The sequence below is a fragment of the Amycolatopsis minnesotensis genome, assembly GCF_039529815.1.
Lineage (GTDB): Bacteria > Actinomycetota > Actinomycetes > Mycobacteriales > Pseudonocardiaceae > Amycolatopsis > Amycolatopsis minnesotensis.
In genome coordinates, this window is the sequence record NZ_BAAANN010000022.1 from 25620 (window position 1) to 38091 (window position 12472).

Sequence of the window (12472 nt, forward strand, 5' to 3'; positions counted from 1 at the left end):
TTGAGATGAAAGGACTAATACGTTGGCTCTGCCTACGTTGACTCCGGAGCAGCGCGCGGACGCCCTGGCCAAAGCGGCCGAGGCGCGGAAGGCCCGCTCGGAGCTGCTTGCGTCGATCAAGTCCGGCAAGGAGAGCATTGAAAAGGTGCTCAAGAAGGCCAAGGAAGACAAGACCATCGGTAAGACGAAGGTCACCCAGCTGCTCAAGGCCGTGCCCGGCCTCGGCGCGGTGAAGGTCGCCGCGCTGCTCGAGCAGGCGGGGATCGACCCGGACCGGCGCGCCGCCGGCCTCGGCGAGCGCCAGCGCGAAGCGCTCATCGACGCGCTCAAGTAGTCATCCGCGCTCGTGGGTGGTTGTGTTCGCCGCCGCCCACGAGCGTGGTGACCCGCGCTTCCGATGTGAGTGATCGAGGCCGCATCGTCGCTCAGCCCGGTCTCAGCCCCGATGGGCGGAGAATGGGCCGCGAGGGCGACGGCGGAGACCCCGCACGCCGGAAGTGAGGCGAGTGGTGACTGCGATCGGTGCGCGGGTGACCGCGGACGAACTGCTCGGCCAGTACGCGCCGGGCGACTTCTTCCTCGCCACCGCGCGCGAAACCCTGCTCGCGCGGGGCGTTGCCCGGTCCTTCACCGATGGTGACGCGGTCCGCCTCAGCGAGCGGGTCGCCGACGCGCTCGCCGAATCCTCCGCCGCGCTCGCGGTCGGCGCACTGCCGTTCGACACCGCGGGCGCACCGGGTCACGCGGTGCTGCCGTCCACTGTGGCCAGTGCACCGCCCGCACATCCCGCGGCGGCGGCTTTCGACCGCGGCGCGGTCGGCGTGCCCGTCGCGGTGCGCCCGGTGCCCACCCCCGAACTGCACGCCGAAGCCGTCGCGAAGGCGATCGCCGCGCTCAACGACCGCGACCTCCGCAAGGTCGTGCTCGCGCGGGCGCTCGACGTCGACTTCGACGAGGACGTGCGCGCCGCGGCGATCCTGCGCAACCTCGTCAAGGACAACGCGAGCGGCTACACGTTCGCCGCCGGCCTGCCGGGCGGGTACTCGCTGCTGGGCTCCAGCCCCGAACTGCTCCTTTCCCGCCGCGGCGATCGCGTCGTGTCGCACCCGCTCGCCGGTACCGCGCCGCGGTCCGCGGACCCCGTTGAGGACGCCGAAAACGCGGCCGCCCTGCTCGCGTCGCGCAAGAACCAGGTCGAGCACGCGGTGACCGTCGAGGCGGTGGTGGAAACCCTGCGCCCGTTCTGCCGCGGGCTGACCGTCCCGGATGGACCCCGGCTCGTCGCGACACCTGCCGTGTGGCACCTCGGCACCGGTATCTCGGGGGAGCTGGCAGACCGGGACGTGACCGCGTTCCGGCTCGCCGCCGCGCTGCACCCGACCCCCGCGATCTGCGGCTCCCCGACGGCCGCCGCGCGCGAACTCGTCGGCGACCTCGAACCGTTCGACCGCGGGTACTACGCGGGCACCGTCGGCTGGGTCGACGCGGCGGGCGACGGGGAATGGGCCGTGGCGATCCGGTGCGCGCAGGTGCGGGGGCGATCGATGCGGCTGTACGCCGGTGGCGGCATCGTCCCCGAGTCGGAGCCGGTGTCCGAACTGGACGAGACCTCCGTCAAGTTCCGGATCCTGTTGCGCGCCATGGGTTTGCCGCCGGAGCTGTGACCGCGCGCCGGGGTGCGGGGTTCCTTCGGGGTGGCTCCCGTAAGTCCGAAGTGGACGGTCAGGCCGGCCACGGGTGTTCGGTGACCTTGACCTCGTCCTCGGTGATCAGTGCGACGGCGGCGCGGTAGCCCTCGCCCGCGTCCAGGTCGACGAGCCGGAGGCGGGCGGGGTCGAGCGCGGCGTCCGTGGAGTGCACGAGCCGGGCGGGTTCGCCGGGGCCGGAGAGGGTGATGGCCGACGGCGGGATGCGCAGGCCCTTGCCGGTGGCCTTCATCAGCGCCTCCTTGCGCGTCCAGTACTGGAAGAAGACCGATTCCTTCGCCGAGGCGGGGACCTTCCGGATCGCTTCGACCTCCGCGGGGGTCAGGGTGTATTCGATCAGCGAGTCGTCGGCCTTGCGGCGGGCTTCCACGTCGAGGCCGACGGGTGTGGCCTCGGTGACGGCGAGGCCGACGCGGTCACCCGAGTGGGAGATGGACAGCTTCAGCTCGCTGCCGGGCACCGACGGCGGGCCGTGCTGCTTGCCGCAGTCCGTGCAGGTGGCGTCGAACGAGATCGACTTCGGGTCGCGGCCGAGGCGCTCACCCGCGACCGTCTTGCTCAGCACCCGCCCGGTCAGGAAGCGGCGCTTGTCCAGCTCCATCCGGTAGGCGGTGTGACGGCCGCGCTCGGCCTCGTCGAGGAACTCCAGGTACTCCGGGGCGTTCGGCAGCGGCTCGGCCCACCAGATGGCGCATTCGATCACGTCTGATCCCCCTTCGCGCCCTCCTCGGGCGCACCCTTGTCCGCCGGCTCTTCGAGCAGCGTCGCCTCGTCGAACGGCAGGCGGCCCGAGAGCACCTCCTCAACCCTGTCACGGTCGATTTCCTTGGTCCAGGTGCCGACGAGCACAGTCGCGACCGAGTTGCCCGCGAAGTTCGTCAGCGCGCGCGCCTCCGACATGAACCGGTCGATGCCCACGATGAACCCGACCCCGCTGACCAGCTCGGGCCGGTGCGAGGACAGCCCGCCTGCCAGCGTGGCCAGCCCGGCGCCGGTGACCCCCGCGGCGCCCTTCGAGGCGATGATCATGAACACCAGCAGCGCGATCTGCTCGCCGAGCGAGAGCGGCTTGTCGAGCGCCTCGGCGATGAAGATCGACGACATGGTTAGGTAGATCGCCGTGCCGTCCAGGTTGAACGAGTACCCGGTGGGGATCGTGATGCCGACCACCGGCTTGCTGACGCCGAGGTGCTCCATCTTCGCGATCACCCTCGGCAGCGCGGACTCCGACGACGAGGTCGACAGGATCAGCAGGAACTCGCGCCCGAGGTAGCGGAACAGCCGGAAGACGTTCACCTTCCCGACGAACCAGCACAGCGAGCCCAGCACCCCGAACACGAAGATCAGGCAGGTCAGGTAGAAGCCGACCATGATGATCGCGAGGCTCTTCAGCGCCGCGCCGCCGGTCGCGCCGACGACCGCCGCGATCGCGCCGAACGCGCCGACCGGGGCCGCCCACATGATCATCTGCAGGATCCGGAAGACCAGCCGCTGGATGTGCTCGATGCCGTTGCGGATCGGCACCCCGCGCGGGCCGAGCTTCTGCACCGCGAACCCGGCCAGCAGCGCCACCAGCAGCGTCTGGAGCACCTCGCCCTCGGTGAACGCCGACACGAGCGTCTTCGGGATGATGCCGAGCAGGAACTCGACGGTGCTCTCGGCGCCCTTGACCTGGTCCTGGCCCGCCTTCGCGATCTTGTCGGTCAGGTTCAGTCCCTCGCCGGGGTGCAGCAGGTTGCCGACGATCAGGCCGATCACCAGCGCCACCGTCGACATCACGAGGAAGTAGCCGACCGCGAGGCCGCCCACCTTGCCGACCTTCGCCGCCTTCGCGACCGAGCCGACGCCGATGACGATCGTGCAGAAGATGATCGGGGAGATCATCATCTTGATCAGGTTGACGAAACCGTCCCCGAGCGGTTTGAGGCCCTTCGCGAAGTCGGGGAACGCGAACCCGACCACGATCCCCAGCGCCACCGCGACGATCACCGCGATGTACAGGTAGTGCGTCCGGTCCCGGCGCTTCGGGGCCGCCTGCGTCGTCGTCATTTTCGTGAGGCTCCTCACCGTGTGATCTGGCTGGGGAAACCTACGACACCATCGCTGTCCGAGCCAACCAGGTGTTAGCCTCGAACTAAGCAAGCGCTTAATTACCGCGAGGAGCCGCCGACGATGGACTTCACCCTCAGCGTCGAAGAACGGGAAGTGCGCGACTGGGTCCGCACCTTCGTGCAGAAGGAGCTCGTGCCCCGTGAGCAGGAGGTGCTCACGCGCGAGCGCGCGGGCCGGCCTGGCGTCACCGCCGACGAGATGGCGGAGCTGCGCCAGAAGGCGAAGGACTCCGGGTTCTGGGGCGTGCAGACGCCGGAGTCCTACGGCGGCATGGGGCTGTCCGCGGTGATGACCGCGTTGCTCGAAGCCGAGCTCGGCCGCACGTTCGTGCCGTTCAGCTTCGGCGGGTCCGCCGACAACATCCTCTTCCACGCCAACGACGAGCAGAAGGAGCGCTACCTCCTGCCGACGATTTCCGGCGAGCGCAAGTCCTGCTTCGCGATCACCGAGCCCGGCGCGGGCTCCGACGCCAAGGCGATCAGGACCTCGGCGCGCAAGGACGGCTCGGACTGGATCATCAACGGCGAGAAGACCTTCATCACCGGGGGCAACGAAGCCGACTTCGCGATGGTGTTCGCCATCACCGACCCCGAGAAGGGCGCCGACGGCGGCGTCACCTGCTTCCTCGTCGACCGCGACATGGGCTGGCGCTCCGAGTACATCGACACGATGGGCGAATGGGGCCCGGCGTCGCTGATCTTCCAGGACGTGCGGGTGCCCGAATCGCAGATCCTCGGCGAGCCCGGCAACGGCTTCGGGCTCGCGATGCAGTGGATCGGCCGCGGCCGCTACCTGCTGCCCGCGAAGGCCATCGGATCGTGCGAGCGGTTGCTGTCGATGGCGATCGAGCACGCGAACACCCGGCAGACCTTCGGCGCGCCGATCGCGGAGCGGCAGGCGATCCAGTGGATGATCGCCGACTCCGGCGTCGAACTGGAGGCGTTGCGCTGGCTCGTGCTGCACGCCGCGTGGCAGGTGGACGCCGGCCTCGATTCACGGCACGCGCAGTCGATCGCGAAGCTCTACGGCGGGACGAAGGCGAACGAGATCGTCGACCGGGTCCTGCAGATCCACGGCGGTATGGGCTACACGCGGGAACTCCCGGTCGAGCGGTGGTACCGCGAGCTGCGGCTGCTGCGGATCTACGAAGGGACCGACGAGATCCAGCGGCGCACCATCGCGCGGAACCTGTTGAAGGGGCACGTGAAGGTCGGCGGAATCCTCGGCTGAGCGCCGTGCGATCTCGCTCCTGATGGCCAAATGAGCGCGATACGAGTACGGAGTGTGGGCGGCTCGCCCACACTCCGTACTCGAGAAATCCGGCGAGGGGTCAGTCGTGGGAGGCCTGCTTGCGCACCGCGATCGGCACGCCTGCCAGGTCCTCCTCGTTGCACAGGAGTTTCACGTCGTAGTACGGCGAACCCTCACGGTCGTCGTAGTCGAGGTGCAAGGCTAGAACGTCGACCGGCTCTCCGAGCCACTCTTGAGCCTGACGGAGCCATCCCGCGCACCGTTCCAGCGCGGTGGGCAGATCATCGTCGCGAAACTCCACCGGGCGGTAGGGCACATCCTGTACCTGATCCCGAGGGTGTGTCGGCACCGGCAAGCCCGGTGCGAGACCCGAGTCGTCCAGTTCTAGTTGGATCGTTTGCTCAGTCACCCTTCCAGGCTCCCCCAGCAACGCGAGTTGGGCAAGGTGTAGGGGGAGGTCAGGACGGTAAACCCCACACACGAGCGACGATTTCCCCCGCTGTTGCCAGATCCGCACCACTGGCCCGATCGACGCAGCCGAGCGCGCGCAAGGCCAGTGCGGCGTACTGCGCGGCCAGGTCGTCGAGCGAAAGCGCGCCGTGCGGCGAATACCACCGCGCCACCCCGCTGCACATTTCCAGCAGCGCGCGGCGGGTGACGCCGGGGTCACCCGCGACGAACCGCCCCGCCGCCATGCCATCGGAAATCGCCAGCGCCCACTGTTCTTCGTAGGCGTCGCGAAGGCGGACCACCTCGTGCCGCGCCGGCTCGGACAGCGACCTGACCTCGTTGTCCACCACCTGTGTTTCCGCCGGGCGCAACGCGTGCGTGCACACGTGCAGCGCGACCAGTTTCGCCAGCCGCGCCCGCGGATCGGCGGTGGAACCGGCGATTTCGCCCGCCGCGTCGAGCAGGCGCGTGAGCGCGTCGCGCATGATGCCGGCGAGCAGGTCCTCCTTGGTGCCCATGTAGTGGTACAGGCTCGCCGAGGAGAGGTTCGCCGCCTGCGCCAGTTCCCGGATGCCGGTACCGTGGAAACCCTTGTCCGCGAACAGGTTCACCGCCGCGCGGCGAACCCTCGGCTCGGTGCCGCCGGTCAGCGCCATGCTCTGGCCGTCCGGTCGTAGCTGCCTTCGAGCGGGTTCGCCGCCTTCCGCAGCTCGCCCTTCGCCACGCGTTCCGACGGGGTGAGCGGCAACGAATCGCGGTAGGCCCAGTAGCGGGGAACCTTGAAGTAGGCCAGTTTCGCGGCGCAGAACTCGGCCAGCTCATCCGGTGGCAGCCGTTCGCCGTCGCGAACCACCACGTAGGCCTGGATTTCTTCCCCGCGCAGCTCGTCGGGCACCGCGAGCACCGCGGCGAGCCGGACGTCCGGGTGCAGCAGCAGTGCGCGCTCCACCTCGTCCGCGGAGATGTTCTCGCCGCTGCGCCGGATCATGTCCTTCGTGCGGCCCACGTAGTAGACGCGGCCTTCGCCGTCCATGTGCGCCAGGTCGCCGGTGCGGAACCAGCCGCCGCGGAACGCGCGCGCGGTCGCCTCGGGATCGTCGTGGTAGCCGTGCATCAGGCCGATCCCGCGGATCAGCAGTTCCCCGGTTTCCCCGCGCGGGACGGGAGCGCCCGACCCGTCGGCGATCATCACCTCGCGGTCGCGCGTCGGCCGCCCGATGCAGCCGGTGCCGACCGCTTCGTCGTGGTCGCTGGGCCCGACGCGGAGGTCGCCGCCGGTTTCGGTCATGCCGAACGCCTCGTACCACGGGACGCCCCAGCGCCGCTCCAGTTCGGCGTGCAGGTCGCGCGGGATCGCCGACGCGCTGATCGCCCGCACCCGGTGCGCGCGGTCCTCCGGTGCTTCGTCCGCCCGCAGCAGGAGCGTCGGCATGAGGCCGAGGCAGTAGAACCAGGTGACACCGTGTTCGCGGACCTTTGCCCAGAACGTCGAGGGGTGGAACCGGTCGAGCACCACCAGCGTCGCGCCCGCGGCGAGTCCCAACGCGACATTCCACTGTGGATCGATGTAGTGGAAGGGCTGCGCGGTCAGCAGGACGTCCGAATCGGACACGCCGGGCTGGTCGGTGACGAGCCCGCGCGCGAGCGTCGTCCAGTACCGGTGCGGGAGCACGCAGCCCTTCGGCGCGCCGGTGGTGCCGGAGGTGTACTGGATGTTCGCCGGCTGCTCGCCGACCGCGGTGAACTCCTCGCCGGTGCTGCCGGGTTCCAGTTCGTCCGGGGTCAGCACGCGTTCCACGGCGGTGCCCGGCGCGATCTTTTCCAGCAGCCCGGTGAACTCCGGCGCGGCGATCGCGAACCGCGCACCGGAGTGCTTCAGCACGTGCGCGCCGTCCAGCTCCCGGTAGTTGGTGTTGACCGGGACCAGCATCGCGCCAGCCTTCGCGAGCGCGAGCCACAGCAACGGGAACGCGGGTTCGTTGCGCAGCATCACCGCGACCCGGTCGCCCGCGCGCACGCCGAGGCCGCGCAGCGCCGCGGCCAGCTCGCCGGTGCGCTCGTGCACCTGGCCGAAGGTGAGCCGTTCACCGGTCGCGTCGAAGATCCAGGCGATCTCGTCGTGCCAGCGGGCGGCGGCCCTGGCGACCAGCGTGACCAGGTCGTCGACGTCTTCGAGATCCGTCATCCCCGGCTCCGGAACGCTTCGGAGGAGGCGGCGACCTCGGGGGAGTGCTCGGTGATCAACGCGTGGCTGATCTCCAGTTCGAGCGCGGCGTCGAGCGCGCTTTCCGTGCCGGAGTCCAGCGCCCGCTTCGCCATCGCGACCGCGGCGGGCGGGTGCCCCGCGATCCGGCCGGCCCACCCCATCGCGTGCTCCAGCAGGCCGTCCTCGCTCGTCACGGCGTTGACCAAGCCCAGCTCGCGCGCCTTCGCCGCGTCGAACCGCTCGTTGAGCAACAGCAGCTCCTTCGCCTTGAGCGGGCCCATCAGCAGCGGCAGCAGGCGGGAAGCCGCGCCGGTGACGCTCAGGCCGAGCGAAACCTCCGGGAAGGCGAACACCGCGCTCTCGGCGGCCACCACGAGGTCGCAGCCCAGCGCGAACTCGGCACCGGCGCCGATGGCGTACCCGTGCACGGCCGCGATCACCGGCGCGGGCAATGCGCGGAGCTTTCGCGTGACGTCCTGCAAGCGCTCCAGCCTTGCCCTCGAATCGCCCTCGGCCGGCGGCTCCTTGAGGTCGTGGCCGGCGCAGAACGCCCTGCCCCGCCCGGCGAGCACCACCGCCCGCGCGTCCCTGACCGCGTCCAGCGCGGTGAGCAGGTCGTCCACCAGCGCGGGGACCACCGCGTTCAGCCGCTCGGGCCGGTTGAGCCAGATCAGGGCCACACCGTCGTCGACCGCGTATTCGACGGTCCGCAAGGTCGTCTGCATACCCGTGAGCCTAGACGAGCCGATCGATCGATCGATAGGCTCGAAGGTATGCGGGTCGACGTGGTCTACGAAAACGCCAAGGTGAACACCGGTATCTCGCGGACGAACGCGATCGCCGTGCTGCACGGCCGCATCGTCGCGACCGGGGAGGACGCGCTCTCGCTCGGCGCGAAACGGCGCGTCGACCTCGGCGGCGCCCCGGTGGTGCCCGGGTTCCACGACGCGCACAACCACATGGCGCACTTCGGCATCGGGCTCGACGAGGTCCAGCTCGGCTCGGAGCAATGCCGGAGCACTCAGGACGTGTACGACGCGATTGCCCGCCGGGCCGCGAGTACCCCGCCCGGCACCTGGATCGTCGGCCGCGGCTACGACCAGAACCGCCTCGACGGCGGCCACCCGACGAGGCACGGGCTCGACCGCGCCGCACCGGGCCACTTCGTGCGGGTGAAGCACACTTCGGAGCACATGACGGTGGTCAGCAGCAGCGTGCTCGACCGGCTCGACCTGGCGAACGTGCCCGAGGGCGGCGATGTCGTGCTGGACGAGCACGGCTCACCGACCGGTCTGCTGCGGGAGCAGGCGCAGCTCATGCTGCGGCCGATGATCTTCCCGGTGCCGATGGAATCGGTCATCCGCGGCTTGGCCAGGGCGGGCAGGCAGTACCTGTCCGAGGGCATCACGAGCGTGCAGGAGGCCGGGATCGGCGGCGGGCTCGTCGGCCAGACACCGCGTGAGCTCGCCGCGTACCAGACCGCTCGCGACCGCGGGCTGCTGCGCGTGCGGAGCACCGTGATGGTCGCCTCCAGCATGTTCCACGAGATCGGGGAGGACACCCTCGGCCTCGATCTCGGCCTGCGCACCGGGCTCGGGGACGACTGGCTGCGGATCGGCGCGATGAAGATCTTCGCCGACGGCTCGCTGATCGGCCGGACCTGCGCGATGCACGAGGACTTCGCTGGTGAACCGGGCAACCGCGGCTACTTCCAGGTGCCCGAGGACGAGCTGGCCCGCACGATCTCGCGCGCGCACGCCGCGGGCTGGCAGGTAGCGACGCACGCGATCGGCGACAGGGCCGTTTCGACGGTCCTCGACGCCTACGAAGCCGCGCTCGCGGAGAACCCGCGTGACGACCACCGGCACCGCATCGAACACTGCGCCGTGATCCCGCCTGCCGAGGTGCCGAGGCTCGCCGCGCTGGGACTCATCCCGTCACCGCAGGGCCGGTTCATCAACGAAATCGGCGACGGCATGCGTGCCGCGCTCGGGCCGGGCCGCGAAGACTGGTGCTACCGGCTCCGCAGCTTCCTCGACGCCGGATGCGTGCTCCCCGGCAGCTCGGACCGGCCCGTCGTGCAGGGCGCGCCGCTGCTCGGGATGGCGGACATGGTCCGCAGGAGGACGTCGAGCGGGTACCTGCTCGGTGCCGGCGAACGGCTCACCCCGGAGCAGGCGCTGCACGCGTACACGCAGGGCTCGGCGTTCGCGGCTTTCCGCGAACACGATCTCGGCACGCTGGAACCCGGAAAGCTCGCCGATTTCGCCGCCCTTTCCGGCGACCCGCTGACCGAGCTGGACGGCGTTTCGGTGGTGGCCACCGTGGTGGGCGGTGAACTCGCCTACGAGGCGTAGAAGCCGTTGCCGGGCAACGGATCCCGGTGCCGTGGCAGGTATGGGCTCATGCGTGAGGTCGCACTCCGCGATGGCGTGCCGTCATCGGCCCGCCCGCGTCTCGGTTGGGGCACGTGGCCATTTCCTGGGCCTCACCCTGGTCGGCCTTTCGGGGCGGGCTGTTCCGTTGGGCGCCATGGCCCCGGCACCGCCTGGGCCGGAGCCCGGCCACGTGCTGCAGGGGGCGGGCCCGCCTGCCGGTTCCGGCACCAGACCGGTCTCACGCCAAGGCCCGCGGCGACGCTGGTGCGCTTCACCCGTGCCGTCGGCTCGCGCGGCACGGGTTTCCGAGCCGCGCATCGGTGACGCAAGCGTGCCGTTCAGTGCGTGAGGAGGTCGCCGATCTCCCTGGCGCCTGCCGGGGTCACGGTGACGGCCTCGTCGCCGTGGTAGGGCTCGGTGCGGACGGCCCACCGGCCCGATTCCGTGTCGAAGACGCGCAGCGGGCGAGCGTCCTCAGCGGCGTAGAGTTCGGCAGCCGCAAGGGTTTCCTGCGCCGCGAGGCGCTGGAACTGGCGGACCTCCTTGCTGACCGCGACATCCAGCACGTCATCACCGTCGTCGCCGTTGATTTCGCTACGCAGCGCGGTGACCCCCGTGCCCGCCGCCCTGGGAACCCCGGCGGGCAGCATCTCCGCCAGCACGTCGCCGAGCCGCCGGTCCCGGAACGTGCGGACGTGGATCACGTCACCGGTCGCGGTCGCCGCGACGCCGAACCACGACCCGGCGGCGAGCATCCCCGTCCGGATCCCGGTCCGGTTGTCGGTGCACCAGCCGAACCGCGCCTTCGCCGGTTTGCTCAGCAGGTCCGCGATTTCGCGGAAGTCCGGCTCGCCGCCGTCGAACTGGGCCAGATCGGCGGCGGTGATCTTCGCCAGCCTCGCGCGTGCGCTTTCGCCGAGCCACACCGGGTCCGGGGCTAGCGCGACGTGCAGGCCGTGGCCGGTCGCCTCGGTGACCAAGGCCGCGAGCCGTCTCGCGGAGAACGTTTCCCCGCCTGCGAACCTCATTTCCGGTTGTCCCCCTACCGCTTTCCCCGGTTCCTACTGCCCGATCACCGGCTGGGTCGGCGCCCATCCGGTGCGCGGGTCGACTTCCTTCTCGTCCCCGTCGTCGAAGATGCTGTCTTCCTCGATGCCGTACTTGCGCTTGTGCTCTTCGTCCTCGGACTTGCCCTTGCCCCCACCGGCGCCCATCATCCCTTGCCCGCCACCGGCCGCGCCCTTCGCGCCGGGGGCCGCCGCACCGCCCGCCCGCGCGCCCTGCGCGCCACCGACGGCGCCGCCGGTCGCCTTGCCGCCCGCGAGCGCGCCCGCGTCGGGCCCGCCGGGTCCGCCGGGTTCGGCGGTGACGAACACGCTGCCGGTGCTCGCGCTGTCGCCGCCACCGCTGCCGGGGCCAAGGCCGCCCAGTGCGCCCACCGCGCCGGGACGCCAGCCGCCGACGGACGGATCGGAGGTGCCGGGTCTGAACGAGGCCGGGTCGTAGGAACCGGGCGTGGTGCTGTCGTCGGGGAGGTGGTTCCCGGTGTCCCCGCTGTCGCCGATGCCCTTGCCTGAAGGCCCGCGGTTCCCGCCTTCGGTGCCGGGTTGGCCCCAGCCAGGAGGCTCGGCGATCCCGCGACCGGGGCCACCGCCCGCGGTACCGCCACCGCCTTCCGCGCCCGGTCCGTGGCGGGGCGGCAGGACTGGCGAGCCGCCGCCCGGTTTCTTCGCGCCGCCACCACCACCCGGTTCGCCCGGCTTCTTTCCGCCGCCGCCACCCGTGGCGGGCCCGGTGCTGACGTCGAGCGCGTGCGGGTCGATGCTGCCGTAGGACCCCGGCATCATCCCGGCGTTGTGGTTGGACGACGTCGTCCAGTCGTCCATCGCTTTCACGTTTCCACCGAGTGCGCTGTGGTACGAGGTGATCTTGGCCAGCGCGGTGTCCTGGTCGCCGGAGAGCATGTCCCGGAACGTCTGGTCCTGGTCCGGGTAGGGCGGGATCTGCACCACTCTGCTCTTGGTGTCGTGGAAGGTGTCGCTCTGGTTCTGCAGCAGGTCCTTCGCCGTGGCCAGCGCCTGCGCGGCGTGCCCGTGCTCGACCGCCATCGGCCCCGCGCCCCGCTGCGCCGCACCCGAGGCCGCACCCGCCCAGCCCTCTTCCATCGAAGCCGCGAGCTTGGTGATGTCGTGCTCGCGGATCGTGTACTGCTCCTCGACCTTCTGCAGGGTGTTCCGGGCGTCCTGGAGCGAGCCGGTGCCACGGGCCTTGTCGAAGTTGTCGTAGATCTGCTGGGCCGTCATGAACTGGTCGGCCTCGGCCTTGATCTTGTCGAACTCCTCCTTGAAGAGCTCGTCGAAGGCGCCCAC

General features: G+C 70.6%; 12 protein-coding genes. 4 read left to right on the forward strand and 8 right to left on the reverse strand.

The window, feature by feature from the left end; genetic code table 11:
- The first annotated feature begins 22 nt into the window (after positions 1–22).
- Entirely contained in the window at positions 23–334 is a 312-nt protein-coding gene (gene mihF / locus ABD256_RS25910) for an integration host factor, actinobacterial type (RefSeq protein ID WP_215541483.1), read from the forward strand.
- Positions 335–509: 175 nt separating this feature from the next.
- Entirely contained in the window at positions 510–1664 is a 1155-nt protein-coding gene (locus ABD256_RS25915) for an isochorismate synthase (RefSeq protein WP_344424106.1), read from the forward strand.
- A 58-nt stretch (positions 1665–1722) separates the two neighbouring features.
- Here ABD256_RS25915 and ABD256_RS25920 read toward each other — a convergent pair whose 3' ends face one another.
- Together ABD256_RS25920 and ABD256_RS25925 are read right to left on the reverse strand one after the other, a co-directional pair.
- The gene (locus ABD256_RS25920) at positions 1723–2409 is read right to left on the reverse strand and encodes a 4'-phosphopantetheinyl transferase family protein (protein ID WP_344424109.1); all 687 of its coding nucleotides are present in this window, start codon (positions 2407–2409) and stop codon (positions 1723–1725) included.
- A complete protein-coding gene (locus tag ABD256_RS25925) occupies positions 2406–3755 on the reverse strand; it encodes a cation:dicarboxylate symporter family transporter (protein WP_344424112.1) in 1350 nt (449 codons plus the stop codon). Before ABD256_RS25925 ends, ABD256_RS25920 begins: the two co-directional genes overlap by 4 nt.
- 123 nt (positions 3756–3878) lie before the next feature.
- On the opposite strand from ABD256_RS25925, the gene ABD256_RS25930 reads away from it, so the two are divergent.
- The gene (locus ABD256_RS25930) at positions 3879–5048 is read left to right on the forward strand and encodes an acyl-CoA dehydrogenase family protein (RefSeq protein ID WP_344424115.1); all 1170 of its coding nucleotides are present in this window, start codon (positions 3879–3881) and stop codon (positions 5046–5048) included.
- A gap of 100 nt (positions 5049–5148) precedes the next feature.
- Here the strand turns inward: ABD256_RS25930 and ABD256_RS25935 are convergent, their stop codons facing one another.
- Genes ABD256_RS25935 through ABD256_RS25950 form a run of 4 tightly spaced genes read right to left on the reverse strand, consistent with a single transcriptional unit; the run spans position 5149 to position 8438 of the window.
- Positions 5149–5478: a hypothetical protein gene (locus ABD256_RS25935; protein WP_344424118.1), complete on the reverse strand. Its 330-nt coding sequence runs from the start codon at positions 5476–5478 to the stop codon at positions 5149–5151.
- 49 nt (positions 5479–5527) lie between these two features.
- Positions 5528–6175, reverse strand: coding sequence for a TetR/AcrR family transcriptional regulator (locus ABD256_RS25940; protein ID WP_344424120.1), 648 nt, complete (start codon positions 6173–6175; stop codon positions 5528–5530).
- Positions 6166–7704: an ATP-dependent acyl-CoA ligase gene (locus ABD256_RS25945; RefSeq protein ID WP_344424122.1), complete on the reverse strand. Its 1539-nt coding sequence runs from the start codon at positions 7702–7704 to the stop codon at positions 6166–6168. The genes ABD256_RS25940 and ABD256_RS25945 overlap by 10 nt, the downstream gene beginning before the upstream one ends.
- Positions 7701–8438 (reverse strand): enoyl-CoA hydratase/isomerase family protein, encoded by a 738-nt coding sequence (locus ABD256_RS25950; RefSeq protein WP_344424424.1) that lies wholly within the window; start codon positions 8436–8438, stop codon positions 7701–7703. The genes ABD256_RS25945 and ABD256_RS25950 overlap by 4 nt, the downstream gene beginning before the upstream one ends.
- A 60-nt stretch (positions 8439–8498) precedes the next feature.
- Here ABD256_RS25950 and ABD256_RS25955 point away from each other — a divergent pair, with 60 nt between their 5' ends.
- Positions 8499–10082, forward strand: a complete 1584-nt coding sequence (locus tag ABD256_RS25955) for an amidohydrolase (RefSeq protein WP_344424125.1) — start codon at positions 8499–8501, stop codon at positions 10080–10082.
- Positions 10083–10441: 359 nt separating this feature from the next.
- On the opposite strand, the gene ABD256_RS25960 is transcribed toward ABD256_RS25955, so the two are convergent.
- Positions 10442–11131, reverse strand: a complete 690-nt coding sequence (locus ABD256_RS25960) for an ESX secretion-associated protein EspG (protein ID WP_344424128.1) — start codon at positions 11129–11131, stop codon at positions 10442–10444.
- A gap of 33 nt (positions 11132–11164) precedes the next feature.
- Positions 11165–12472 (reverse strand): hypothetical protein, encoded by a 1308-nt coding sequence (locus ABD256_RS25965; RefSeq protein WP_344424131.1) that lies wholly within the window; start codon positions 12470–12472, stop codon positions 11165–11167.